Raw genomic sequence first — 23,051 nt, 5'->3', positions numbered from 1 at the left:
CCCTAGAAGAGGCCACTGACAGCGGGTCATCTCCGCAGGTCACGGCAGTTCGGGCGGCGGAGTGGGCGCCCCCGGGAGGCGGATCGTGGCGATCATGCCGCCGTCGGGTGCCGGGGTGAGGGTGACCTCGCCGCCGGACTGCTGGACGGTGCGGGCGACGATGGAGAGACCGAGGCCGGAGCCGGGGAGGGCGCGGGCGCCGGGGGAGCGCCAGAAGCGGTCGAAGACGTGCGGGAGTTCGTCGGCGGGGACACCGGGGCCGTGGTCGCGGACGGTGAGGACGCCGTCAGAGAGCCGGACCTCGACCACGCCGCCCTCGGGGCTGAACTTCACCGCGTTGTCGAGGATGTTGACGATCGCGCGTTCCATGGCCGCCGGTTCGGCGCGGACGAACCAGGGCTCGACGTCGGCGGTGATGGTCAGCTCCGGTCCGCGCAGCCGGGCGCGGCGCAGCGCGGACTCGACGGTGTCCTGGAGCGCGATCACCTGGACGCGTTCGCCGCGCTGGCCCTCGGGGCGGGACAGTTCCTGGAGGTCGCCGATCAGCGCGGCCAGCTCGGTCATCTGGGCCTTCACCGAGGCGAGCAGCGCCTTGCGGTCGGCCTCGGGCAGCGGGCGGCCGGTCTCCTCGCTGCGGGTGAGCAGTTCGATGTTGGTGCGCAGGGAGGTCAGCGGCGTACGGAGTTCGTGTCCGGCGTCGGCGATCAGCTGCTGCTGGAGGTCGCGGGAGGACGCCAGGGACGCGGTCATGGAGTTGAAGGAGCGGGACAGCCGGGCGATCTCGTCCTCGCTGTCGTCCTCGACCGGGATGCGGACCGCCAGGTCCTCGGTGCGGGCCACGTGCTCGACGGCCTCGGTGAGCTTGTCGACCGGGCGCAGACCGGCGCGGGCCACCGCGAGCCCCGCGGCACCGGCCCCGACGACGCCTATCCCCGACACGAGCAGCAGCAGGAGCGCCAGGTCGTTGAGGGTCTTGTCGGTGTCCTTGAGGGGCGAGGCGATCAGCAGCGCGTGGCCGGGGTAGATCTGCGGGCCCGCCGGGGAGGCGATGAGCAGCGGGGAGGCCAGCACGCGCACCGGGTCGCCCTTGGTGTCGGTGCTGTCGTGCAGCGTCGACAGGCCCCGGTCGGCGTTCTGGGCGACGGCGGTGTCGGTGCCCGTCACCTTGACCGTGCCGACGGAATTGTCGAAGACGCAGGTCCGGCCGGCGGAGTCGATGATCTGGACGTAGTAGTCGGTGGAGCCGGGGCCCCGTTCGTCCGTGCTGCCGGGCGTGTTGCTGCAACTGGCGAGGAGGTTCTGCACGCTGCGCGAGCCCACCGGGCTCGTGGCCGCCCGCAGGTCGTCGTCGATCTGCTGGATCAGTTTCCCCTGCACGATGAACCAGCACGTCACCGACACCGCGGCCACCCCGAACGCCACCGCCGCCGCCACCAGCAGCGCCAGCCGCGAGCGGATCGGCAGGGAACGGAAGCGGCGCAGGGCCCTGCTCACTCCGCGCCGCCCTGCCGCAGGACGTAGCCGACCCCGCGCACCGTGTGCACCAGGCGCGGCTCACCGCCCGCCTCGGTCTTGCGGCGCAGATACATGACGTAGACGTCGAGCGAGTTGGAGGAGGGTTCGAAGTCGAAGCCCCAGACCGCCTTCAGGATCTGCTCACGGGTGAGCACCTGGCGCGGATGGGCCATGAACATCTCCAGGAGGGTGAACTCGGTGCGGGTCAGCTCCACCTGGCGTCCGCCGCGCGTCACCTCACGGGTCGCCAGGTCCATGCGCAGATCGGCGAAGGCGAGCACGTCGCCCTCGTCGACGGACGCGTCCACGGCCGCCGCGTACGAACTGCGGCGCAGCAGCGCGCGGATCCGGGCGAACAGCTCGTCCAGCTCGAAGGGTTTGACCAGGTAGTCGTCGGCCCCGGCGTCCAGGCCGGTGACCCGGTCGCCGACCGTGTCGCGGGCCGTCAGCATGAGGATCGGGGTGGTGTCGCCGGCGGCGCGGATCCGGCGGGCGGCGGTCAGGCCGTCCATACGGGGCATCTGGATGTCGAGGACGACCAGGTCGGGCCGGTAGGCGCCCGCCTTCTCCAGGGCGTCGGCGCCGTCCACGGCCACTTCGGTGCCGTACCCCTCGAAGGCGAGACTGCGCTGGAGCGCCTCGCGCACCGCGGGTTCGTCGTCGACGATCAGGATGCGCTGGGGGACGCGGCCGTGGTCGTCGCGGTCGCCGTCGGCGGGACTCATCGGTGGTGGTTCCTCGGATTCCTCGGGGCAGTCCGGACCCGGCGGGACGACCGGCCGGTCGCTCCCCGGGCCCGGGGTGGGTTGCTCCCAGATTCCCATGTCCGGCACCTGTCCCGTGCGCCGCGTGTCCGCTCAGGCCGCCACTGCCGTCAGCCGGCCCAGGGGCACCTTGTGCCGGTGCGGGCGGTCGGCGGGCATCCGCAGACCCATCAGGTGCGGTACGGCCACGGAGCCGGCGGCGGCCTCGGGGGCGCGGCGTGCGGGGATGCCGGGGCCGGGGGCCGGGGCCGTGCCGCGCGCGGGGGTGCCGGTGGCGGGAGCGGGGGCGGTGGCGTTCTTCGGGGTCCTCGCGTGGATCAGCTGCTGGATCATGGCGTGCTCCTTGTCGTGCGGGATGCCGTGGTGCCTGCGCGTGTCCCTTCTCGCGGTGCGGTGGGCGGGGCGGCGGGCGGGTCCCGAGGGGGCGCCGCCGTGGCCCGCCGGGGTCAGTTCTGGGCGCCGGAGCGCAGCTTGGCCAGGTCGGCCTTGACGGTGTCGATCGGGATGGCGAAGCCGAGTCCGACGCTGCCGGCGCCGGAGGAGTCGCCCGAACCGGATGTCGCCGCCGAGTACATCGCCGAGTTGATGCCGATGATGTTGCCCGCCGCGTCGATCAGCGCGCCGCCGGAGTTGCCCGGGTTCAGGGACGCGTCGGTCTGGATGGCCTTGTAGGTGGTGGTGGAGGAGCCGGTGTCGCCGTTGAAGTGCCGGCCGCCGAACTCGAACGGCCACTGGCCGTCGCCCTGCCCCTGGCCCTGGCCCTGCCCCTGGCTCTCGTCGGTGGACACGGTCACGTCGCGGTTGAGCGAGGAGACGATGCCGCTGGTGACGGTGCCGGTCAGGCCCTCGGGGGAGCCGATCGCGACGACCTGGTCGCCGACCGCCACGGCGCTGGAGTCGCCCAGCGAGGCGGGCTTCAGCCCGGAGGCGCCCGCCAGCTTGATCAGGGCGAGGTCCTTGGAGCTGTCGGTGCCGACCACCTGCGCGGTGTACGTGTCGCCGTTGCTGGTCCGCGCCTTGATCGTGGAGGCGCCCGCTATCACGTGGTTGTTGGTGACGATCTCGCCGCCGCTGCTGATGATCACACCGGAACCGGTGGACGTCCCGTTGTTGAGCGTCGCGGTGATCTCCACGACGCTGGGGCTGACCGCCTTGGCGATCGCGGCGATGCTGCCGCGCTGGCTGGAGGGCACCACATTGGTGCTGGTGGTGCCGGCGGCGACCGTGTCCTTGCCGGTCAGCTGCTGGAAGGTGTAGGCGGTGCCGCCGCCGACCGCCGCCGCGGCGATCGCCACGGCGGCGAGCAGCGCGAGCGGTCCCTTGGCGCGCTTGCGGGGGGCGGGCGGGGGACCGGCCGGGGCGGCGGGCGGGAGAGCGGTGCCGCCGTCATGACCGCCGAAGCCGTGACCGCCGTAGCCCTGGCCGCCGTGACCGCCGTAGCCGTCAAGACCGCCGTGACCGCCGGTGGCGTACGCCGGGGGAGTGGCCGGGGCGTACGCCGGCGGGGGCGGCCACTCCGGGTTCACCGGGCTCACCGGGTCCACCGGGCTCCCGGAGGAGGCGGTCGGGGTCTGTGCGTCACCCTGGGAGTACTCGTACTCGCCGCTGCGGCGGATGCTCTCGGTCATGTCATTGAGAGTGTCCCGGGATCATGAGAGCTTCGTGAGTCCCCCCTGAAAAGCCCGACAGAACCTCGTATGCCCGATATAAAGGCGCCTCGGGCGGGAGGCGGCGGGGGAGGGAGAGGACCGGCGGGCGGGCCGTCAGCCGCAGCCGCAGGAGGCGCGCACCACCAGCCGGGAGGGGAACACCCGCAGCCGCTCGCGCCGCGAACCGGTGACCCGCACCCCGTCGTCCAGCACCAGGTCCACGGCCGCGCGGGCCATCGCGGAGCGGTCGGAGGCGACCGTCGTCAGCGGCGGGTCCGCGAGCGCCGCCTCCTTGATGTCGTCGAACCCGGCCACGGCCAGCTCGCCGGGGACCTCGATCCGCAGCTCGCGGGCGGCCCGCAGCAGGCCGATCGCCTGGTCGTCGGTGGAGCAGAAGACCGCGGGCGGCCGGTCCGGTCCGGCCAGGACCTCCAGGCCGACCCGGTAGGCGTCGTAGCGGTTGTACGGCGCCTCGAACAGCCGTCCCTCGGTGGACAGCCCGGCCTCGGCCATCGCGCGCCGCCAGCCCTCGACGTGGTCGGAGACCGGGTCGCCCACGGCGGGCGTGTCCGCGGTGCCGCCCATGCAGGCGACGTACTCGTACCCGTGTTCCAGCAGGTGGCGTACGGCGAGCTGGGCGCCGCCCAGGTCGTCGGTGACCACGGCCACGTCGTCGATGGCCTCGGGCCGCTCGTGCAGCAGCACCACGCGGGCGTCCCAGGCGTCGATCTCGGCGGCGGCCAGGTCGTTCAGCGCGTGCGAGACGAGGATGAGGCCCGAGACGCGCATCCCGAGGAAGGCCCGCAGATAGTGGACCTCGCGCTCGGCCACGTAGTCGGAGTTGCCGACGAGGACCATTTTCCCGCGCTCGGCCGCCGCCCACTCGACCGCGTGCGCCATCTCCCCGAAGAAGGGCTGGCGGGCGTCCGGGACGATCAGACCTATCAGGTCCGTGCGCCGCGAGGCCATCGCCTGGGCGACCCGGTCGGGCCGGTACCCCAGCTCCTTGATCGCGGCGAGGACGCGCTCGCGCGTGGCCGGGGCGACCGGCCGGGGTCCGTTGTTGATCACATAGCTGACCACGGCGGTGGAAGTCCCCGCCAGTCTCGCCACGTCGTCCCGAGTCACCTTGGCCACGCGCGGAGTCTACGCGGATGGATCAGCCCCGGGCAGGGCTTATCAAGGCATGGATGTGCAACCGCAACGTCCCGCCCGCGGGGACGGGTGACGGCACGCCGTCCCCGCGCCCCCGGCTCACGCCTGCGCGCGGACCGGCTTGCCCTGATTCCCCGCGCCCTCGGCGTCCTCCGGCCGCGTCTTCGCCGCCCTCGCCGCGGTCTCCGGCGTCTTCTCCGCCCTCTTCTCCGGCTTCTCCGGGGTGACGAAGCGGTAGCCGACGTTCCGTACGGTGCCGATCAGCGACTCGTGCTCGGGCCCGAGCTTGGCGCGCAGCCGCCGTACGTGGACGTCGACCGTCCGGGTGCCGCCGAAGTAGTCGTAGCCCCAGACCTCCTGGAGGAGCTGGGCGCGGGTGAAGACGCGGCCCGGGTGCTGCGCCAGGTACTTCAGCAGCTCGAACTCCTTGAAGGTGAGGTCCAGCACCCGGCCCTTGAGCTTGGCGCTGTAGGTGGCCTCGTCCACGGACAGGTCGCCGTTGCGGATCTCCGTCGGCGAGTCGTCGTCGACGAGCTGCCGGCGGCCCAGCGCGAGCCGCAGCCGGGCCTCCACCTCGGCGGGACCCGCGGTGTCGAGCAGGACGTCGTCGATGCCCCAGTCGGCGGTGACCGCCGCGAGGCCGCCCTCCGTCACGACGAGGACCAGCGGGCAGCCCGGTCCGGTGGAGCGCAGCAGCTGGCACAGGCTGCGCACCTGGGGCAGGTCGCGCCGCCCGTCGACCAGGATGACGTCGGCGCCCGGGGTGTCGACGAGCGCGGGGCCCTCGGCCGGGGCCACCCGCACCTGGTGCAGCAGCAGACCGAGGGCGGGGAGCACCTCGGTGGACGGCTGGAGGGCGTTGGTCAGGAGCAGCAGTGAACTCATCGTGACCACCCTGTCCGGGCCGTCCGCCTCGTATGGTCGTACACGGTTCGCTCGTCCATGGCCTCTGGTTCCTCCTCGGGGTCCCGGCGCTGGGGTACCGCCCGCGTGTCAAGAGCCACCGCGCCCCGGCGACCGGCGTACACCTGCGGTTTCCCGCGTCGTATACAACGCCCGCCGAAAGCACAAAAGGACCCGGGGGCTTCGCTGCCCGAGTCCTCTTCCCAGCAGAATAGCCGACATGAGCGGGGATCCGGCAGGTCATGTGGCGCGTCCGACGATCGTCCCGGACTCCGAGACGCCGCCCCGTACGCAGGTCAGAAGGTTTCTGCGGGCGGCGGACGGGGTGGCGGTCGACGCGCTGTACGAGCCGGGCGCGGCCGGACGGACCCGCCGGGACCCCACCACCGGGGAGCCTGTGGCGGCCGGGAAGCCCGGGAAGCCCGGGAGAGCAGGGACGGCCAGGGCGGCCGGGACGGACGTGCCGACCGGCCCCGCGGCCCCGCGCCCCGTCTTCGTGATCGCACATGGTTTCACCGGTGACCTGGATCGCCCGCACGTGCGTCGTATCGCGCAGGTGTTCGGTGAGTACGGGGCCGTGGTCACCTTCTCCTTCCGCGGCCACGGCGCCTCCGGCGGCCGTTCGACGGTCGGCGACCGGGAGGTGCTGGACCTCGCCGCCGCCGTGGCCTGGGCACGCGGCCTCGGGCACGCGCGCGTGGTCACCGTCGGCTTCTCCATGGGCGGCTCGGTGGTGCTGCGGCACGCGGCGCTGTACGGCCCGGAGGGCGGCGGCGCCCGGGGGCGCGCGGCGGAGCACACCGACGCCGTGGTCTCCGTGAGCGCCCCGGCGCGCTGGTACTACCGGGGCACGGCCCCCATGCGCCGGCTGCACTGGCTGGTCATGCGCCCCGAGGGCCGCCTGGTGGGCCGCTACGGCTTCCGCACCCGGATCCACCACCGCGCCTGGGACCCCGTCCCGCTCTCCCCGGTGGAGGCGGCGGCGCGCATCACGCCCGTACCGCTGCTGATCGTGCACGGCGACCAGGACGCCTACTTCCCCCTCGACCACCCCCGGACGCTGGCCGCGGCGGCCGGTGACCACGGCGAACTCTGGGTCGAGCCGGGCATGGGCCACGCCGAGAACGCCGCCCCCGGGCCCCTGCTGCACCGCATCGCGCGCTGGGCCGTCGCACGGGCGGGCTAGCCTGACCGTGTTCATTGCCGGTCCGACACCGAGTATCGAGGAACGAATGGCAAAGGTCACGGTGCGCTACTGGGCCGCGGCGAAGTCCGCGGCCGGGGTCGCCGAGGAGCCGTACGAGGCGAAGACGCTCGCCGGTGCGCTCGACGCGGTGCGCGAGCGGCACCCCGGCGAGCTCTCCCGCGTCCTGCGGCGCTGCTCGTTCCTCATCGACGGTGACCCCGTGGGGAAGCGCGACCATGAGACGGTACGGCTGACCGAGGGCGGCACGGTCGAGGTGCTCCCGCCGTTCGCAGGAGGGTGAGCGATGACCGACCAGCCGTATGAGGGCGCCGGGTACGGCGACCCCCGCCAGGGCGCCCCCGAGGGCCACGACCCCTACGCGCACCAGCAGCACGGGCAGCGGTACCAGCAGCAGCCCGACGGCCGGTACGACCAGTACGGGCAGCAGCACAACCAGCAGTACGGCCAGCACCAGCAGTACGACCAGTACGACCCGTACGGACAGCAGGCCGCCCACCCGCAGCAGGTCTGGCCCGGCCAGGAGCAGCAGCCGTACGCCGATCCGTACGCCGCTTCCCAGAGCCAGGCCCAGGCGCAGGCCCAGGCCCAGAGCCAGGGCTACGGGCATGGCCAGGACCTGGACCACACGCAGCAGTGGCAGGGCCAGACCTGGGACACCCAGACGCACGGGCAGCCCGTCGTCACCGGGCGGGAACCGGCCGCCGCGCCGGAGCCCGCCGCCGCGCGGACGGCCTACCTGCCCCCGCTGGCCCCGGAACCCCAGCTCCAGCCCCGGCCCCGGCCCGCCGCTCCGGCCCCCGCCCCGGCGGATGAAGGACCCGGCGCCGAGTCCGGCGGCTACGGCCCCGCCACCCTCGGCGGCAACACCCGGGTCACCGACGCCCAGCGGGCCCGTGCCGAGGGCCGCTCGCCGATCATCGACCCCGGGATGCAGCCCGCCGGGCTGACCGCGCTGCTGGGCCTGCTGCTGGCCGGCGCGGCCGAGGCCGGCCCGTACGCGCTGCTCGTACCGCTGGTGGTGCTCCAGGCCGTGACGGCGGCCGGGTGGTTCCGGCTGAACGGCATGTGGCCGGCCCGCCAGGGCATCGCCCTCGCCTTCGCGGGCGCCCTCGTCTCGGACGCGGCCGTGCTCGGCGCGGGCCGGGCGCACGCCCCCGCGGCGATCCTCGGCACGCTCGGCGTGTGGGTGCTGCTCTCCCTGGTCCTGCAACTGCGCTCGCACGCCGAGCCGGACGAGCGGATGTACGGGCTGATGGCGACCGTCGCCTCGGCGGCGCTGGCGATCCTGGCGACCGGCTATCTGGGCGCCGGCGCGGACGCGGTCGCGGTGGGCGCGGTGGCGGTCGCGGCGGCCGTCGTGGCGCGGGCGCTGCCGCTGCCCGGTGCCGCCTCGGTGGTGGTCGCGCTGCTCGCGGCGGCCGGTGCGGGCATCGCGGTGGGCGGGCTGACCGGGATCGGCGCCCAGGGCGCGCTGCTCGGCGCGGGCGCGGGCGTGTGCGCGCTGGTCGGGCACCGGGTGGCCGCCTACGACTACCCCTCGCGTTTCGTGCACTTCACCGCCGGGGTGGCGCTGCCCCTGTCGGCGGCGGCGCCGGTGGTGTGGCTGCTGGGGCGCGCGCTGGGTTGAGCGCACGGGCCGGGCGCTCAAACTGGGTGCTCGGGCCGGGCGCAGCGCTGGGTGCTCGGGCCGGGCGCGCCTCGTAACAGCTGGTAACAGCTGGTCGACAAAGTCCGGGCCGGGCCCGTCCGGCGGGTTACGCTCGCGCCTGACGGCCGTCCGGGGCCGTCGGGAACCGCCGAGTGGGGGAAGCACGGGATGCGCGCGCTGCGAATACTGCTGATCGTCGTCGTGGTCCTCGGCGTGCTCTTCGCGGTGGCCGACCGGGTGGCCGTGCACTTCGCCGAGCAGCAGGTCGCGGACAAGCTGCGGGAGACGGAGCACCTGCCGAGCAGCCCGGACGTGTCCATCAAGGGCTTCCCGTTCCTGACCCAGCTGGCAGGCGGGAAACTGGACGACGTCGAGGTCGGCATCGAGCACTACGAGGCGGACGGCGGCGAGCGGGGGCAGAAGATCCGGATCGACGACCTGAAGGCCGACATGAAGGGCGTCGAGTTCTCCGGGGACTACAGCTCCGCCACGGCCGCCGACGCGACCGGCACCGCGACCATCGCCTACGACGAGCTGCTGAAGACCGCCGGGGCCGAGTCCACCCAGGTGCTGCCGGGGGTGACCACCCGGGTGGTGGGCCTCGCGGACGGCGGCAACGGCAAGATCAAGGTGTCGGTGAAGGTGTCCGCGCTGCCCGCCCCGATCCAGGTGCTCAGCTCCGTCAGCGTCGAGAACAACAAGGTGCGCGTCAAGGCCGACGGCCTGCCGGACCTGGCCGGTCTCGCGCTCGCCGAGGGCCGGATGCGGTCGGTCACCGACTTCCAGCAGGCCATCGACCAGCTCCCCGGCGGCATCCGGCTCGCCTCGGTGCGGGCCGCGAAGAACGGCGTCGAGATCACGGTGAAGGGCTCGAAGGTCAGGCTGGCCGGATAGCGTCCGACTGGCGAGACACGCCCGTCCGCACCGCAGATGGACACCCGGCGTCGACCGGGGAACCGCCCGCCCCGACCCCGTACCCGCCGTTACGTCACCACCCCTCCATCCCGCATTGCGGACGATCCCGTCTCATCATGCGACATGCCGGTGACATGGCCGCCTGTCCCTCCCTACGATCGAGGCCATGAAGCGACAGGCGGATCTCACCAAGCGGCGGGCAGTGGACCTGTGCCGCGTTGCCGCCATGCTCTGTCGCCCCTTCTGAGCGGACGCCCCGCGAGGCTCCGCGTCTCCCGCCCGCCCTGCCGGCCGGGCCCCCTCATGCGCCGCTCGCCCCGCGAGCGCGCAGCCACGCACTCTCACGCCCCCGCGACTGCCCCGGAGGAGATGGAACATGAGCCGCAGCGACGTCCTGGTCGATGCCGACTGGGTCCAGGAACACCTGGACGACCCGAACATCGCCCTCGTCGAGGTGGACGAAGACACGTCCGCCTACGAGAAGAACCACATCAAGAACGCGATCCGCATCGACTGGACCAAGGACCTCCAGGACCCGGTCCGCCGTGACTTCGTCGACCAGGAGGGCTTCGAGAAGCTCCTGTCGGAGAAGGGCATCGCCAACGACACCCTGGTGATCCTCTACGGCGGCAACAACAACTGGTTCGCCTCCTACGCGTACTGGTACTTCAAGCTCTACGGCCACGAGAACGTCAAGCTGCTCGACGGCGGCCGCAAGAAGTGGGAGCTGGACGCCCGCGAGCTGGTCGACGGCACCGACGTGCCCGAGCGCGCGAAGACCGCGTACAAGGCGAAGCCGCAGAACACCGCGATCCGCGCCTTCCGCGACGACGTGGTCAAGGCCATCGGCGCGCAGAACCTGGTCGACGTCCGCTCGCCCGACGAGTTCTCCGGCAAGCTGCTCGCCCCGGCCCACCTGCCGCAGGAGCAGTCCCAGCGTCCGGGCCACGTCCCGTCCGCCAAGAACATCCCGTGGTCCAAGAACGCCAACGACGACGGCACCTTCCGCTCGGACGAGGAGCTGAAGGCCCTCTACGCCGACGAGGACGTCGACCTGGGCAAGGACACCATCGCCTACTGCCGCATCGGCGAGCGCTCCGCGCTGACCTGGTTCGTGCTGCACGAGCTGCTGGGCGTGGAGAACGTCAAGAACTACGACGGCTCCTGGACCGAGTACGGCTCCCTGGTGGGCGTCCCGATCGAGCTGGGCTCCGGCAAGTAACCGCCCGACCGACCTCTCAAGACCTCTCTTCAGGAGTACGCCATGTGTGGAGCGAAGGCCGGCGGCCCCGACGCCTCGACGATCAAGCCCGGTGAGACGACGATCCAGGGGCAGGTGACCCGCGACGGTGAGCCGGTGACGGGTTACGTGCGCCTGCTCGACTCGACCGGTGAGTTCACCGCGGAGGTGCCGACCTCCGCCACCGGCCAGTTCCGGTTCTACGCGGCCGAGGGCACCTGGACCGTGCGCGCCCTCGTTCCCGGCGGCACCGCCGACCGTACGGTCGTGGCGCAGCAGGGCGGCCTCGCGGAGGTCGCGATCGCGGTCTGAGACCGCCGAGCACGCGAGGGGCCGCACCCGGGGTTGGACGCCAGGGGTGCGGCCCTTCGGCCTGCTCGCGCGGGCCCGGCGGACCTACCCTGGACACATGTACGCACGCCGTCGTCACGCGTATTTCGCCATGATGGGCACCTGCATCGGGCTGTTCGTCCTGGCCTGGGGAGTCGTGCGCATCTGGTCCGTCCCGGCCGCCGTCGGCATGTGCCTGTTCGCCATGGTCATCCCGCCGGTCGCCGCCATGGTCGCCAACCGGCGCGGTCCCGAGGACCGCTGGTGGGACGACCCGTCCGGCGACCCGAAGTCCGACGAGTGGTGGGACGAGCTGGACGGCAAGAAACGCCACTGACACCGGCGGTGCCGGAGGGGCGCGGCGCCAGGGCGCGGGGTGCGCGGGGCCGCTCAGTAGACGAGCGCCTGCGTCCCGTCCCCCAGCGCCTCCTGCACGAAGAGCTGTGCCCCGGCGATCCGCACGCCCTCGATCACGTCCTGCTCGGTGATGTCCCGGCGGGCCGCGCACTGCGTGCACAGCGTGATCCGCCCCGCCGCGAGGATCGCGTCGATCAGATCGGGCAGCGGCGCCGCGTGCGGCAGCTCGAACTCGGCCGCCCGCCCCGGCAGCGCGAACCACGAGGACTCCCCGGTCAGCCACAGCGACACGTCCACCCCGCTGGCCACGGCCACCGACGCGACCGTGAACGCCTGCGAGCACCGCTCGGGGGCGTCCGCCCCGGCCGTCACCTTGATCACGAGCTTCTTCGCCATGACTGAATCGTAATCAACTCCCTTACAACTCCATGCATGACCCATGTGTCTCCTGTGCAGCGCGCACACGAAAGGCGCGCTTCATTCTGTGGGGGCACGTCGTGGAAGTACCGGAAAGACCGAGTTACGCACCCGAGAGGGCGCCGGACCGACCACCGCGCCGGCTCCGGCGCACCCTGCTGCTCGTCGCCGCCGCGGCCGTCCTCGGCGTGGTCGCCGGCACCTGCACGGGCTACGCCGTCCAGGCCCACCGCCCGCCCACCCCGCTCCCGCCGCTGTCCCAGCCGGTGGTCGAGCGGGCCAAGGGCGAGGCGGAACCCCTGCCGGGCGCCCAGGACCGCCGCGTGAAGACGGACGGCGACCTGCGCAAGCTGCTGGTCGACCGCCCGAAGGGGGCCAAGGACGGCCGGCTCGCCCGGACCGGGGACGGCTGGCTGGGCCTGCTGGAGTACGCGGACGAGTTCACCAACCCGAAGAAGGCGTTCAGCAACAACATCGCGCAGCAGTTCCGGCGGGCGGCCGTCGTCCGGTGGGAGACCGACGGCACGCATCAGGTCGAGGTCCGTCTCGTGCAGTACCGCCAGGAAGAGGAACTGACCGCCGAGGACAGCGCGGAGGGGGACATCTACTGGGCGGATCGGGAGACCCACGGCCACCGCTGGCCGATCCCGGGCACCGGCGCGGGCATGGCGTTCGCGGACACCGAACCGGACCGTAGGCCGGGCTACGTCCCGGTGTACGGGGCCGAGGCGCACGCCTGGCGCGGCGACATCGTGATGGAGATCTACGTCTACGACACCAGGCCGATCACCAAGAAGGAGATCATGAGTCTGGCCGAGCGGCAGATGGGGCGGCTGTGAACGAGAACCACCCGGACCAGCCCGCACCCGCGCCCTCCCCGGACCGTCCGGACCAGCCGGACCACCGGGACCCGGCGGCCGCCCCCGCACCGCGCCGTCGCCGGGCGGGCCTCATCACCGGATGCGCGGTGCTGCTCCTGGCGCTCGTCGGCGGCACCGGCTACACCGTCGCCGTCGTGCGCGACGCCGACCGTTCCCCGGGGGCGCCGGTCTGGCGCATGCCGGAACCCGCGGCCGCCGGGCAGCGGCAGGACGCGGCCACCGGCCTGAAGGGGATGCTGCTGCCGTACGGCACCCAGGAGTTCGTGCGCGGCCCGGACATCGGTGAGTTCGGGGCCGACGCGGAGCTGAGCGGGGCGCAGGCCACCGAACTGCGCAAGCAGGCGTTGCGGAACCTGCCCCTGTCCCAGCGTCGCCAACTGGCGAAGGAGATCGACAAACAGCAGGTCAAGGGCATGGTGATGCGCAGCTACCTCAGCAACGGCGACGCGGTCCACGGCGCCTACTACGCCGACCACGCCTTCACCGTCGAGATCGTGCTCGCCCGGATGGGCAGCAGCCGGACCGTGCGCTCCGTCGCCGGGTTCCAGCAGCAGCTCCTCGAAGGCCTGAAGGTCTTCCGGGCCGGTCCGAGGATCGAGGGGCACAAGAACGCGCGGTGCTTCCTGATGCCCACGGACTCCAAGGAGAAGCTCGACGCGATGACCTGCTCCGCGTACGAGGGCGACGTCCTGGTGAGCGCGACCATGCAGGCGGCCAAGCCGCTCGACACGAAGGGCGCGGCCGAGATGCTCCGCGACCAGCTCGACCGCATCAAGGAACCGGGGCAGGCGGTATGACCGAACAGAGCACGGACCAGAACGCCCGGAGCACCCCCGCCCCGGCGGCCGCCACCGAACCGGCCACCACCGAACCGGCCGAGACCGTGACCGGCCCGGAAGCCGTGTCCGGCGCCGCGACCGCGACCGTGACCGGCCCGGATGCCGTGTCCGGCACCGAGGCCGGAAGCGCGCCCGAGATCGCGCCCGCCCCCGCCGGACCGCCCCCGCCCGTCCGCAAGGACCGCCGACGGCTGCGGGCCCTGCTGCGGTGGACCGCCGCCGTCGCCGTGTTCGCGGCGGCCGGTGCCGGGACGGCGTACGGCGTCACCCGCATGGACCGCACGGACGTCCCCGGTCTCGCCACCGCCTCCGACGGCCGCTGGGACTACCCGTCGGTCGTCAAGCCGCCCTTGCTGCCCGGCCGTCCCGCGGTGGACGACGCCGACAACACCACCGGGGCGCACTACACCGACCTGCGCGCCCTGGTGCTGCCCGCGCCGCACGGCGCCCACGAGGACACGGCCCTGCGGGGCACCGGCGGCTGGCTGGCGACGAAGGACTTCCTGACCGCGTACGCCCGCCCGCAGGACCGGGAGAAGTTCGGGCAGCAGCTCACCGACCACGGGCTGCGGCACGTCGCCGCCCGCGGCTGGACCACGGCGGACGGCACACGGACGCGGATCTACCTGCTTCAGTTCGACACCGCGCCCGTCGTGCAGCACCTGTACGACGACGGGCTCTCGCAGTCCGGCGGCCCCGGGTACGAGCTGGCGGGCGTCGAGCGGTCCGTCTTCGACAACGGGTTCCCGGCCGGGGCCCGGGTGGACGGCGTCGAACGCGTCGCCTACGCCGAGGCCAAGCCCTACGGCGCCGAGCAGACCCGTCAGGCGTACCTCCGCGCGGGTGACGTCCTCGCCCTGGTCGTGCAGTCCCGCAAGGGCTCCGCGGCCACCGTCCCCTTCCAGCAGACGGTGACGCTCCAGAGCGAACTGCTCGGCTGAGCCACCGGGGGAGCACCTCGCCGAGAGGGCCGGGCCCACGCCTACTAAGCTGGGGTCCGGCCCTGAGTACGTACGTACCGCACCGCGCTCGACAAGGAGCACCCCGTGGAGATCTTCTTCGAAACCCTGCTGGTCCTGGTCTGCGTCGGCGTCCTCGCCTTCGCCTACCTGACCGTGAAGAAGCTGTACCAGGGCCAGCGCTGACGACGTCCAGGAGTCCCCGCTCATGATCGAGATCCCGTCCGACCTCCACAAGGACCTGGTCCCCCTCGCGTTCCTGCTCGGCGACTGGGCCGGCGCCGGTGTGCACGACTTCCCCGGGTCCCAGAAGTGCAACTTCGGCCAGGAAGTCTCCTTCACCCATGACGGGCGGGACTTCCTGGAGTACCGCTCCCACACCTGGGTGCTGGACGACGAGGGCAACAAGGTGCGCCCGCTGGAGTCCGAGTCCGGCTTCTGGCGGATCGACGCCGGGCGCAAGGTCGAGGTCACGATGACCCGCGACGACGGCGTCATCGAGATCTGGTACGGCGAGATGGCCGACAAGAAGCCGCAGATCGACCTGGTCACGGACGCCGTGGCCCGCACCGCCGCCTCCGCCCCCTACACCGGCGGCAAGCGGCTGTACGGCTACGTCAAGAGCGACCTGATGTGGGTCGGCGAGAAGCAGACCCCCGAGGTCGAGCTGCGCCCCTACATGTCGGCCCACCTCAAGAAGGTCGTCACCCCGGAGGATGTCGAGCGCTGGGCCAAGGCCCTCCCCGACGACCTCCCGGACGACGGCATCGCCTTCTTCAAGTAGGGCCCCCGGCCCCAGGGCCTAGACTCGTGGTGTGGTGAGCACCGACTGGAAGAGCGACCTCAGGCAGCGCGGCTACCGGCTGACGCCGCAGCGGCAACTCGTGCTCGAAGCCGTGGACACCCTCGAACACGCGACCCCCGACGACATCCTGTGCGAAGTGCGCAAGACGGCGTCGGGGGTCAACATCTCCACCGTCTACCGCACCCTGGAGCTGCTGGAGGAGCTGGGCCTGGTCAGCCACGCCCACCTCGGGCACGGGGCGCCGACCTACCACCTGGCCGACCGCCACCACCACCTCCACCTGGTCTGCCGCGACTGCGACAACGTGATCGAGGCGGATGTCGAGGTGGCCGCGGAGTTCACCGCGAAGCTGCGGCGGCAGTTCGGGTTCGACACCGACATGAAGCACTTCGCGATCTTCGGCCGCTGCGCGGACTGCTCCCGGAAGGGCGCGGACCCGGCGTCGTAGGCTTGCCCGTATGAAGAGCCCCCTGCTGTCGCTGCCCGGCGCCGTCCCCGCCGAAGGTGTGGACGAAGGCGTCGCCGCGCACTACGGCGACCTGTTCCGCGAACAGCGCTCTCTCGCGGACGGCGCCGGGTTCGTGGACCTCTCGCACCGCGGTGTGCTCGCCGTCTCCGGCGAGGACCGGCTGAGCTGGCTGCACCTGCTGCTCACCCAGCACGTCAGCGATCTGCCCGCCGGCCGGGCCACCGAGGCGCTGATCCTCTCCGCCCACGGCCACATCGAACACGCGCTCTATCTGGTCGACGACGGCGAGACCGTCTGGGCGCATGTGGAGCCCGGCACCCAGGAGGCGCTGATCGCCTACCTGGAGTCGATGAAGTTCTTCTACCGCGTCGAAGTCGCCGACCGCACGGCCGACTTCGCCGTGGTGCACCTGCCGGCCGGTTCGATCGCCGGGGTCCCCGAGGGCGCCGTCGTCCGGGAGACCCCGTACGGCCGTGACCTGTTCCTGCCCCGCGAGGACCTGGAGTCCTACGCGGCCGAGGCCGGGCCGCCCGCCGGGATCCTCGCCCACGAGGCGCTGCGCGTCGAGCAGCACCGCCCGCGCGTCGGCTTCGAGACCGACCACCGCACCATCCCGCACGAGCTGGGCTGGATCGGCACGGCCGTGCACCTCCAGAAGGGCTGCTACCGGGGGCAGGAGACCGTCGCCCGGGTGCAGAACCTGGGCAAGCCGCCGCGCCGCCTGGTCTTCCTCCACCTCGACGGCAGCGAGGTGCGCCTGCCCGCGCACGGCACCGAGATCCGGCTCGCCGACGAGGGCCCGGACGGGCGCCGCATCGGTGTGATCACCACCTCGGCGCGCCATCACGAGCTGGGCCCGGTCGCCCTCGCCGTGGTCAAGCGGAACGTCCCGGTGGACGCCCGGCTGATGGCCGGGGACACGGCGGCGGCCCAGGAGACCGTCGTCGAGCCGTAGGCTCCCGCGCCGCGCGGCTCAGATCTCCAGCAGGACGGTGAACGGGCCGTCGTTCGTCAGCGACACCCGCATCCGGGCGCCGAACCGGCCCGTCGCCACCGTCGCGCCCAGCGCGCGCAGCCGCGCGACCACCTCGTCGACCAGCGGCTCGGCCGTCGCGCCGGGCGCCGCCGCGTTCCAGGTGGGGCGGCGGCCCTTGCGGGCGTCGCCGTAGAGCGTGAACTGGCTGATCACCAGCAGCGGCGCGCCGGTGTCGCTGCACGACTTCTCGTCGTGCAGCATCCGGACCGACCACAGCTTGCGGGCGAGCTGCGCCGCCTTCTCCTCGGTGTCCTCGTGGGTGACGCCGACGAGGACGCACAGCCCCTCGCCCTCGATCGCCCCCACCGTCTCGCCGTCCACGACGACGCTCGCGCCGTCCACCCTCTGCACCACTGCACGCATGCCGACCATGATGCCCGACGTCCATATCGTGCTTCTTTATGCTTCGTAACCCCCCATCTGGGGCGGATCGGGGGCACTCGGTCACATACTGGCCACTCGGGGTGGCACGATGCTTCCGTACGCGCCGGTCGAGGGGACGGTTGAGGCGCATGAGCACATCGAGTACCGAGCAACAACCGCAGTCCGGGGCGGTGCCGCCGCTGTGCGCGGCGGTCGCGGAGCCCACCGCTCACCGGCCGCCGGTGCAGCGTACCGACAGCCCGCCCGTGGTGGACCCGCGTCCGGTGCGGGAGACGGAGGATCCGGCGGACTGCGACCTGACCGTGCTGAGCCTGCCGGAGCTGCGCGCGCTGCGCCGGGCGGCGCAGCGGGACGAGGCCGACCTGAGCTATGTACGGCGGCTGCTCCAGGGGCGGATCGACATTCTGCGCGCGGAGCTGGCGCGGCGCGGCTGCCGGGACCGGCTCTCGGAGGGCGAGGCCGGGTTCGTGTCGGCCGTGGAGGGCGCCGGGGCGTCCGTCGTCGAGCGGCTGGCGGAGATCCTGCGGGACGCGCCCGCCCGGCAGCGCTCCTCGGCCCGGCACGTCACCGTCGGCACCCCGCACGGCGAGGAGTACCGGCGGCTGTCCGCCGAGATGCTCGCCGAGGTCGAGCTGTCCGATCTGGACGCGCGCACCGATCTGGAGCTGGGCGCGGGGATGGCCCGGCTCGTGCGCTACGAGCAGCGGGTGTCCGTCCGCCGCCACCGGCTCCAGCGCACCGCCGACGGATGCAGCGCGGAGATCGCCCGCAGATACCGCGACGGCGAGGCCCAGGTCGACGACCTGCTGCTGTGATCCGAGGGGGCGCGCGCGGGCCGGGGCGCGCGTCCGCCCCGGCCGCCGGAAAAGCCCGCGACACCTCCTGTCCGTACGGCCTACGGTCGGACCATGGCCACCGGCGAGCAGTTCCCCCTCGACGTCCGCCCCGTCACCGAGGCGGAGATCCCCGACTGGATCCGCGCGCTGAACACCGGGTTCCTGCGCAGTCCGGAGGTCTCCGACGCGGAGATCGCCGACCGCCGTTCGTACCTCGAACCGGCCCGGACGCTGGGCGCCTTCGACCGGGGCCGGTGCGTGGCGACCTTCCGGTCCTTCGCCCAGGAGCTGACCGTGGTCGGCGGTGCCACCGTCCCCGCCGACGCCGTCTCCAGCGTCACCGTGACCTCGACACACCGCCGCCGCGGCCTGCTGACCCGCATGATGGCGCGGGACCTGTCGGCCGCCCGGGAGCGCGGTGACGTCGTCGCCACGCTGATCGCCGCCGAGTACCCGATCTACGGCCGCTACGGCTTCGGCCCCGCCACCTGGGCCACCGAGTGGACGATCGACGTGCCCCGGGCCGGCCTCGACGCGCGCCGCCCGGCCCCGGACGGCGGCGGCCGGGTCGACCTCGTGGACGCCGACGACGTCCGCAAGCTCGGTCCCGAGCTGCACGAGCGGCTGCGCCGCCTCCAGCCCGGCGCGATCGACCGTACGGACCGCTGGTGGCAGGTCAACACCGGAGCGGTGCGCCTGGACCGCAGCCCGTGGACGGAGCCGTTCCACGCCGTGTACCGCGCGGCGGACGGCACGGTCGAGGGGCTGGCCGCCTATGTCTGCGATGACACCTGGACGGACGCCAAGCAGCCGCTGAACACCGCGACGGTGAAGAATCTGATCGCCGTCTCCCCGGCCGCCGAGCGCGCGCTCTGGCTGCATGTGTGCGCGACGGACTGGGTGGTGAAGGTCAAGAGCGGCCAGCGCGCCCCGGACGACCTGCTCCCGTTCTTCCTGCCCGACCCGCGCGCCGCCGTGATCACCACCCAGGCCGACTGGCTGTGGGTGCGGATCCTGGACGTCGTACGGGCGCTGGAGGCGCGCACCTACGCGGGGCGGGGCTCGCTGGTGCTGGAGATCGCGGACGAGGCGGGCGGCTGGGCGCGGGGCCGCTGGCTGCTGGAGGCGTCGCCCGAGGGCGCGTCCTGCACGCCGACCGCGCGCTCCGCCGATCTGGCGCTGGACGTCCGGGAGCTGGCGCCGCTGTGGCTCGGTGACGAATCGGCGGTGCGGCTCGTGGCGCTGGGCCGGGTCCGGGAAGAACGAGCGGGCGCCGCCCGGCTGGCCGACGCCCTGCTCCGCACATCCCGGCGACCGTGGTGCCCGGACATGTTCTGAACGCTCCTTCCCGCCGGTGACCGAGGCAGGGGTGGCGCATCCGTAGCGTGCTGTTCTGTTGTGGCTGTGCGGGTGGACCTTCTTCAGTTGTGGCTGTGCTGCCTGCGCCCTCGGCGCGGCTGTTCAGTTGTGGCTGTGCGGCGTCGCGACCGTGCTCCCGGCTCCCCTCCGGAGGGAAACGCGGTCCGGCGTCGTTCTCATGTCACCGTGGAGCCAACCAGCCGAAGCTCCGACCAGGTCGGCCGAGTTGGCTGCCAACTCTACTTTTCTTATCTCCACTTGGGTGCGACTTATAACCACCTTCCGGGGAACTGCCCCAAGATGGCGAGAAGTTGTACGGTGCGGACGTGGACCCCGAACACGCCTTCGGCCCGGGGCGGGAGAGCACCCCGCGGCCGCGGAGACCGCCGCGCGAGGTAGCCGACGAACTGCGGCAGCGGATCAGGAGCGGCGCGCTGCCCCTGGGTACGCGCCTGCCCGCGCAGGCGGTGCTGGCCGCGGAGTTCGGCGTCGAGCGCGCCACCGTGCGGCAGGCCCTGCGCACCCTGGCGGCGGAGCACCTGCTCTCCCAGGTCACCCGGGGCAGACCGGCGTTCGTCACCGGCCACCCGGAGCGCGCCGGGGCCGGTGTCCCCGCGCCCCCGCTGCCCACCACCGCCGCGCTCGCGCCCCGGATCACCGCCGCCTTCGCCGCCCCCCATGTGCGGGTCGACGCGCTCTGCCTGACCGCCGTCTCGCTGACCCTCGCCCTCGGTGAGCCGCTGCGCCAGATCCACGCCGGACGGCTGAAACCGGCCACGATCGACGTGCGGGTGCTGGTGCCCTCGCGGAGCATCCCGCTGGCCTTCCCGGTGCCCGTGGGGGGCCGGGGGAGGGGCGGGCCGGACGACGCGGTCCACCGGCGCTGGCTGGAGATGCGCAACGCCCAGGGCCGGGTGCTGCGGCACAGTCTGCTGTCCCTGCGCGCCACCCACGGCATCGACGTGCGCGTCACCTTCCGCGCGCTGCCCTTCACCCCGCCCGTCAAGCTCTACCTGCTGGGCGGCGAGGAGGCGCTGTTCGCGTACTACACCGTGGGGTGCCGCGAGGAGGAGATCGACCACGCGCCCCGGCCGCTGTACGACGCGCAGGGCACCCGGTCGGTGCTGTTCTCCTTCACGGCGGGCGCGGGCCCGCGCGACACGGCGTTCGTCGAGCAGTCGCGGCTGTGGTTCGACGCGCTGTGGGGCACGATCAGCTCGGAGGTGGCGCTCACGGGCTGACCGCGTCCGGCGCCCGGCTCACAGGGCGGGCCCGGCGAGCAGCAGTGCCAGGAGCACCGCGCCGGCCGAACTGACCGTGTGGTTCCTCGCCTTGGTGCCGACGGTGAGCAGCACGAGGCCGACCATGCCCGCGGCGCCGTACCGCCACTGGACGAACTGCTCGAAGCCGACGGCGAGGACGGCGGAGACAAGAGCGAGGACGGGCACGGTGGTTCCCCCTTACCTACCTGGCTGGCCGGAAAACTCCCACCAACTCACCCGAGTTGGCAACCAACTCACTTCTAGTTGTCCCCACTTGGTCGATATCGATAAACAAGTTTCGAACAACTCCCGCCAGGTGGATCAAAGTTGTACCGTTTGGTCGTGACCCATGAGGACCTGGCCGTGGACGGCAGTCGGAGACGCTCCGCGCAGGAGATCGCCGACACCCTGCGCGAACGGATCCGGGCGGGCGAGCTGAGGCCGGGCGACCGCCTGCCCACCCAGGCCGAACTCGCCGAGGAGTTCGGCGTGGAGCGCGGCGCCGTGCGCCAGGCCCTGCGGGCCTTGCAGAGCGACGGCCTGCTCAGCAACGTCAGCAAGGGCAGCCCGCCGAGGATCGCCGACGCCGCCCCCGTACGCGAGGAGCCGCAGCCGACCATGGTCGGCCTCGCCCCCCGGCTGACCGAGGTGTTCGCCGGCCGCCGGGTGCGCATCGACGTCGTCTGCCACACGGCGGAGACCCTGATGGTGGCCATGGGCGAGCCGCTGCGGCTGATCCACGAGGGCCGTATGCGCCCCGACTCGATCGACGTACGCGTACTGGTGCCCTCCCGGAACATCGCGCTGGCCTTCCCGGTGTCCGTGGACGGACCGGGCGAGGACGACGCGGTCCACCGGCGCTGGCTGGAGATGCGCAACGCCCAGGGCCAGGTGCTGCGGCACAATCTGCTGTCCCTGCGCGCCACCCACGACATCGACGTGCGCGTCACCTTCCGCGCGCTGCCCTTCACCCCGCCCGTCAAGCTCTACCTGCTGGGCGGCGAGGAGGCCCTGATGGGCTACTACACCCTCACCCGGCGCGCGGAGGACTGGGGCGAGCAGACCCTCGACATGTACGACGCCCTCGGCTCCAAGTCCCTGCTGTTCTCCTTCACCAGACGGGCCGGGCACCGCGACGCCGCGTTCGTCGAGGAGTCCCAGAAGTGGTTCGACGCCCTCTGGGAAACCATCACCACGGACCTGACACTCTCCTAGTGACTTCTGACACGAAGCAGACGGAGAGCAGGGCGCTGCGGGAACTGGTCTCCCGGGCGCAGGTGGTCCTCTGGGACTTCGACGGCCCGGTCTGCCGGCTCTTCGCGGGGCACTCCGCGGAGCGGGTGGCGCACGGCCTGCTGGACTGGCTCGGCGAGCAGGGCCTGCACGGACTGCTGAGCGAGGCCGAACGCGAGCCGCTGGACCCGCACGCCCTGCTGCGCGCGGTGGACCGCCGCCGCCCGCGCAGCGACCTGGTGACGGAGCTGGAGGAGCGCCTCACCCAGGAGGAGCTGAAGGCCGCCGCCAGCGCCATGCCGACCCCGTACGCCGATCCGCTGATCCGCACCTGGACCGCCGTCGGCGCCCGGCTCGCCGTCACCAGCAACAACTCCCCGGCCGTGGTGCGCGCCTACCTCCAGGGCCGCGGGCTGCTGCCCTGCTTCGCCCCGCACCTGTACGGCCGCACCGCCGAGCTGCGTCACCTCAAGCCCCACCCGCACTGCCTCCAGCGCGCGCTGAACGCCATGGGCGCGGCCCCCGCCTCCGCCCTGATGATCGGCGACACCCCCACCGACCTCCGGGCCGCCGAGCGGGCGGGCGTCCCCTTCCTCGGCTACGCCGGCACCCCGCGCAAGGGCAGGATCCTCGCGGAGGCGGGCGCGCCGATGATCGTCCACTCCTTGGACACCCTGCTGACGGCGCTGCGCCCCGCGTGACCTCGGGCGGGGCGCGCGACGGGGGCGTACGGGGGGCGCGCCGGGGCCCGGGGACGGGACACGAGTGAGACGCGAGAGGTTCGCCGCGCGCCGCGTGCCGGGTGGGGGTAGCGTGTTCCCACTTCTGCACCCTTCGGCGGGGTTCGCCCCTTCGGCAGGGCTCGTTCCTCCAGAGGATCCACGCAGA

28 protein-coding genes are annotated in these 23,051 nt (G+C 72.9%); 19 read left to right on the top strand and 9 right to left on the bottom strand.

Annotated features, from left to right (window positions below):
* Positions 1-39 precede the first annotated feature (39 nt).
* The 6 genes from ACWDYF_RS14680 to ACWDYF_RS14655 form a co-directional block, all read right to left on the bottom strand.
* On the bottom strand, positions 40-1,494 hold the full coding sequence (locus ACWDYF_RS14680; protein WP_389463246.1) for a HAMP domain-containing sensor histidine kinase: 1,455 nt from the start codon (positions 1,492-1,494) through the stop codon (positions 40-42).
* On the bottom strand, positions 1,491-2,240 hold the full coding sequence (locus ACWDYF_RS14675; RefSeq protein ID WP_018568797.1) for a response regulator transcription factor: 750 nt from the start codon (positions 2,238-2,240) through the stop codon (positions 1,491-1,493). The genes ACWDYF_RS14680 and ACWDYF_RS14675 overlap by 4 nt, the downstream gene beginning before the upstream one ends.
* Before the next feature lie 132 nt (positions 2,241-2,372).
* Positions 2,373-2,612: a hypothetical protein gene (locus tag ACWDYF_RS14670; RefSeq protein ID WP_355479457.1), complete on the bottom strand. Its 240-nt coding sequence runs from the start codon at positions 2,610-2,612 to the stop codon at positions 2,373-2,375.
* A 113-nt stretch (positions 2,613-2,725) separates the two neighbouring features.
* Positions 2,726-3,907 (bottom strand): S1C family serine protease, encoded by a 1,182-nt coding sequence (locus ACWDYF_RS14665; RefSeq protein WP_389463244.1) that lies wholly within the window; start codon positions 3,905-3,907, stop codon positions 2,726-2,728.
* 135 nt (positions 3,908-4,042) lie between these two features.
* Entirely contained in the window at positions 4,043-5,065 is a 1,023-nt protein-coding gene (locus ACWDYF_RS14660; protein WP_078510108.1) for a LacI family DNA-binding transcriptional regulator, read from the bottom strand.
* Between the two features lie 117 nt (positions 5,066-5,182).
* The gene (locus ACWDYF_RS14655) at positions 5,183-5,968 is read right to left on the bottom strand and encodes a response regulator transcription factor (RefSeq protein WP_389463242.1); all 786 of its coding nucleotides are present in this window, start codon (positions 5,966-5,968) and stop codon (positions 5,183-5,185) included.
* Between the two features lie 238 nt (positions 5,969-6,206).
* On the opposite strand from ACWDYF_RS14655, the gene ACWDYF_RS14650 reads away from it, so the two are divergent.
* The 8 genes from ACWDYF_RS14650 to ACWDYF_RS14615 all read left to right on the top strand — a co-directional run bounded on the left by ACWDYF_RS14650 (position 6,207) and on the right by ACWDYF_RS14615 (position 11,663).
* The gene (locus tag ACWDYF_RS14650; protein WP_389463241.1) at positions 6,207-7,172 is read left to right on the top strand and encodes an alpha/beta hydrolase; all 966 of its coding nucleotides are present in this window, start codon (positions 6,207-6,209) and stop codon (positions 7,170-7,172) included.
* 46 nt (positions 7,173-7,218) lie between these two features.
* Positions 7,219-7,473, top strand: a complete 255-nt coding sequence (locus tag ACWDYF_RS14645) for a MoaD/ThiS family protein (protein ID WP_389463239.1) — start codon at positions 7,219-7,221, stop codon at positions 7,471-7,473.
* A 3-nt stretch (positions 7,474-7,476) separates the two neighbouring features.
* Positions 7,477-8,820 (top strand): hypothetical protein, encoded by a 1,344-nt coding sequence (locus ACWDYF_RS14640; RefSeq protein ID WP_389463237.1) that lies wholly within the window; start codon positions 7,477-7,479, stop codon positions 8,818-8,820.
* Positions 8,821-9,009: 189 nt separating this feature from the next.
* Positions 9,010-9,735: an LmeA family phospholipid-binding protein gene (locus ACWDYF_RS14635; RefSeq protein ID WP_389463235.1), complete on the top strand. Its 726-nt coding sequence runs from the start codon at positions 9,010-9,012 to the stop codon at positions 9,733-9,735.
* Between the two features lie 187 nt (positions 9,736-9,922).
* Positions 9,923-10,003: an Ms5788A family Cys-rich leader peptide gene (locus ACWDYF_RS14630; protein WP_350751515.1), complete on the top strand. Its 81-nt coding sequence runs from the start codon at positions 9,923-9,925 to the stop codon at positions 10,001-10,003.
* A gap of 129 nt (positions 10,004-10,132) precedes the next feature.
* Entirely contained in the window at positions 10,133-10,978 is an 846-nt protein-coding gene (locus tag ACWDYF_RS14625) for a sulfurtransferase (RefSeq protein ID WP_389463233.1), read from the top strand.
* A 42-nt stretch (positions 10,979-11,020) separates the two neighbouring features.
* Entirely contained in the window at positions 11,021-11,308 is a 288-nt protein-coding gene (locus tag ACWDYF_RS14620) for a DUF1416 domain-containing protein (protein WP_004986406.1), read from the top strand.
* Between the two features lie 97 nt (positions 11,309-11,405).
* Positions 11,406-11,663 carry a DUF3099 domain-containing protein gene (locus ACWDYF_RS14615; protein WP_026252680.1) on the top strand — a complete coding sequence of 86 codons (258 nt, stop codon included), beginning with the start codon at positions 11,406-11,408 and terminating at the stop codon, positions 11,661-11,663.
* A gap of 53 nt (positions 11,664-11,716) precedes the next feature.
* Here ACWDYF_RS14615 and ACWDYF_RS14610 read toward each other — a convergent pair whose 3' ends face one another.
* Positions 11,717-12,079 carry a DsrE family protein gene (locus tag ACWDYF_RS14610; protein WP_381737190.1) on the bottom strand — a complete coding sequence of 121 codons (363 nt, stop codon included), beginning with the start codon at positions 12,077-12,079 and terminating at the stop codon, positions 11,717-11,719.
* A 101-nt stretch (positions 12,080-12,180) separates the two neighbouring features.
* On the opposite strand from ACWDYF_RS14610, the gene ACWDYF_RS14605 reads away from it, so the two are divergent.
* From ACWDYF_RS14605 to ygfZ, 6 genes are all read left to right on the top strand, one after another.
* Positions 12,181-12,939 carry a hypothetical protein gene (locus ACWDYF_RS14605; RefSeq protein WP_389463231.1) on the top strand — a complete coding sequence of 253 codons (759 nt, stop codon included), beginning with the start codon at positions 12,181-12,183 and terminating at the stop codon, positions 12,937-12,939.
* Complete coding sequence (locus ACWDYF_RS14600; protein WP_389463229.1) at positions 12,936-13,778, top strand: hypothetical protein; 843 nt, start codon at positions 12,936-12,938, stop codon at positions 13,776-13,778. Before ACWDYF_RS14605 ends, ACWDYF_RS14600 begins: the two co-directional genes overlap by 4 nt.
* Positions 13,775-14,761: a hypothetical protein gene (locus ACWDYF_RS14595; protein ID WP_389463228.1), complete on the top strand. Its 987-nt coding sequence runs from the start codon at positions 13,775-13,777 to the stop codon at positions 14,759-14,761. The genes ACWDYF_RS14600 and ACWDYF_RS14595 overlap by 4 nt, the downstream gene beginning before the upstream one ends.
* A gap of 226 nt (positions 14,762-14,987) precedes the next feature.
* A complete protein-coding gene (locus tag ACWDYF_RS14590) occupies positions 14,988-15,563 on the top strand; it encodes an FABP family protein (protein WP_381737196.1) in 576 nt (191 codons plus the stop codon).
* A gap of 31 nt (positions 15,564-15,594) precedes the next feature.
* Positions 15,595-16,032, top strand: a complete 438-nt coding sequence (locus ACWDYF_RS14585) for a Fur family transcriptional regulator (protein WP_018568780.1) — start codon at positions 15,595-15,597, stop codon at positions 16,030-16,032.
* A gap of 10 nt (positions 16,033-16,042) precedes the next feature.
* Entirely contained in the window at positions 16,043-17,008 is a 966-nt protein-coding gene (gene ygfZ, locus ACWDYF_RS14580; protein WP_381737197.1) for a CAF17-like 4Fe-4S cluster assembly/insertion protein YgfZ, read from the top strand.
* An 18-nt stretch (positions 17,009-17,026) separates the two neighbouring features.
* Here the strand turns inward: ygfZ and dtd are convergent, their stop codons facing one another.
* Positions 17,027-17,452: a D-aminoacyl-tRNA deacylase gene (dtd, locus tag ACWDYF_RS14575; RefSeq protein ID WP_381737198.1), complete on the bottom strand. Its 426-nt coding sequence runs from the start codon at positions 17,450-17,452 to the stop codon at positions 17,027-17,029.
* A gap of 149 nt (positions 17,453-17,601) precedes the next feature.
* On the opposite strand from dtd, the gene ACWDYF_RS14570 reads away from it, so the two are divergent.
* The 3 genes from ACWDYF_RS14570 to ACWDYF_RS14560 all read left to right on the top strand — a co-directional run bounded on the left by ACWDYF_RS14570 (position 17,602) and on the right by ACWDYF_RS14560 (position 20,909).
* Positions 17,602-18,288: an RsiG family protein gene (locus ACWDYF_RS14570; protein WP_381737199.1), complete on the top strand. Its 687-nt coding sequence runs from the start codon at positions 17,602-17,604 to the stop codon at positions 18,286-18,288.
* Positions 18,289-18,381: 93 nt separating this feature from the next.
* A complete protein-coding gene (locus ACWDYF_RS14565) occupies positions 18,382-19,647 on the top strand; it encodes a GNAT family N-acetyltransferase (protein WP_389463224.1) in 1,266 nt (421 codons plus the stop codon).
* 347 nt (positions 19,648-19,994) lie between these two features.
* Positions 19,995-20,909 carry a winged helix-turn-helix domain-containing protein gene (locus tag ACWDYF_RS14560; RefSeq protein WP_389463223.1) on the top strand — a complete coding sequence of 305 codons (915 nt, stop codon included), beginning with the start codon at positions 19,995-19,997 and terminating at the stop codon, positions 20,907-20,909.
* Between the two features lie 18 nt (positions 20,910-20,927).
* Here the strand turns inward: ACWDYF_RS14560 and ACWDYF_RS14555 are convergent, their stop codons facing one another.
* A complete protein-coding gene (locus tag ACWDYF_RS14555) occupies positions 20,928-21,116 on the bottom strand; it encodes a hypothetical protein (protein WP_381737202.1) in 189 nt (62 codons plus the stop codon).
* 150 nt (positions 21,117-21,266) lie between these two features.
* On the opposite strand from ACWDYF_RS14555, the gene ACWDYF_RS14550 reads away from it, so the two are divergent.
* Complete coding sequence (locus ACWDYF_RS14550) at positions 21,267-22,145, top strand: FadR/GntR family transcriptional regulator (RefSeq protein ID WP_381737204.1); 879 nt, start codon at positions 21,267-21,269, stop codon at positions 22,143-22,145.
* A complete protein-coding gene (locus ACWDYF_RS14545) occupies positions 22,145-22,864 on the top strand; it encodes an HAD family hydrolase (protein WP_381737206.1) in 720 nt (239 codons plus the stop codon). The genes ACWDYF_RS14550 and ACWDYF_RS14545 overlap by 1 nt, the downstream gene beginning before the upstream one ends.
* Positions 22,865-23,051: the final 187 nt, after the last annotated feature.

It is taken from the genome of Streptomyces sp. NPDC003284, assembly GCF_053589675.1.
The sequence above is the reverse complement of the archived record's forward strand: the minus strand, read 5'-3'. Positions and strand labels throughout refer to the sequence as shown.

Excerpts from the sequence above, each read along its gene's own strand:
- ACWDYF_RS14675 (WP_018568797.1), bottom strand. The coding sequence starts at position 2,240 with ATGAGTCCCGCCGACGGCGACCGCGACGACCACGGCCGCGTCCCCCAG.
- ACWDYF_RS14635 (WP_389463235.1), top strand. The coding sequence starts at position 9,010 with ATGCGCGCGCTGCGAATACTGCTGATCGTCGTCGTGGTCCTCGGCGTG.
- ACWDYF_RS14590 (WP_381737196.1), top strand. The coding sequence starts at position 14,988 with ATGATCGAGATCCCGTCCGACCTCCACAAGGACCTGGTCCCCCTCGCG.
- ACWDYF_RS14670 (WP_355479457.1), bottom strand. The coding sequence starts at position 2,612 with ATGATCCAGCAGCTGATCCACGCGAGGACCCCGAAGAACGCCACCGCC.
- ACWDYF_RS14610 (WP_381737190.1), bottom strand. The coding sequence starts at position 12,079 with ATGGCGAAGAAGCTCGTGATCAAGGTGACGGCCGGGGCGGACGCCCCC.
- ACWDYF_RS14665 (WP_389463244.1), bottom strand. The coding sequence starts at position 3,907 with ATGACCGAGAGCATCCGCCGCAGCGGCGAGTACGAGTACTCCCAGGGT.
- ACWDYF_RS14655 (WP_389463242.1), bottom strand. The coding sequence starts at position 5,968 with ATGAGTTCACTGCTGCTCCTGACCAACGCCCTCCAGCCGTCCACCGAG.
- ACWDYF_RS14620 (WP_004986406.1), top strand. The coding sequence starts at position 11,021 with ATGTGTGGAGCGAAGGCCGGCGGCCCCGACGCCTCGACGATCAAGCCC.
- ACWDYF_RS14565 (WP_389463224.1), top strand. The coding sequence starts at position 18,382 with ATGGCCACCGGCGAGCAGTTCCCCCTCGACGTCCGCCCCGTCACCGAG.
- ACWDYF_RS14595 (WP_389463228.1), top strand. The coding sequence starts at position 13,775 with ATGACCGAACAGAGCACGGACCAGAACGCCCGGAGCACCCCCGCCCCG.
- ACWDYF_RS14645 (WP_389463239.1), top strand. The coding sequence starts at position 7,219 with ATGGCAAAGGTCACGGTGCGCTACTGGGCCGCGGCGAAGTCCGCGGCC.
- ACWDYF_RS14630 (WP_350751515.1), top strand. The coding sequence starts at position 9,923 with ATGAAGCGACAGGCGGATCTCACCAAGCGGCGGGCAGTGGACCTGTGC.
- ACWDYF_RS14570 (WP_381737199.1), top strand. The coding sequence starts at position 17,602 with ATGAGCACATCGAGTACCGAGCAACAACCGCAGTCCGGGGCGGTGCCG.
- dtd (WP_381737198.1), bottom strand. The coding sequence starts at position 17,452 with ATGCGTGCAGTGGTGCAGAGGGTGGACGGCGCGAGCGTCGTCGTGGAC.
- ygfZ (WP_381737197.1), top strand. The coding sequence starts at position 16,043 with ATGAAGAGCCCCCTGCTGTCGCTGCCCGGCGCCGTCCCCGCCGAAGGT.
- ACWDYF_RS14650 (WP_389463241.1), top strand. The coding sequence starts at position 6,207 with ATGAGCGGGGATCCGGCAGGTCATGTGGCGCGTCCGACGATCGTCCCG.
- ACWDYF_RS14625 (WP_389463233.1), top strand. The coding sequence starts at position 10,133 with ATGAGCCGCAGCGACGTCCTGGTCGATGCCGACTGGGTCCAGGAACAC.
- ACWDYF_RS14640 (WP_389463237.1), top strand. The coding sequence starts at position 7,477 with ATGACCGACCAGCCGTATGAGGGCGCCGGGTACGGCGACCCCCGCCAG.
- ACWDYF_RS14615 (WP_026252680.1), top strand. The coding sequence starts at position 11,406 with ATGTACGCACGCCGTCGTCACGCGTATTTCGCCATGATGGGCACCTGC.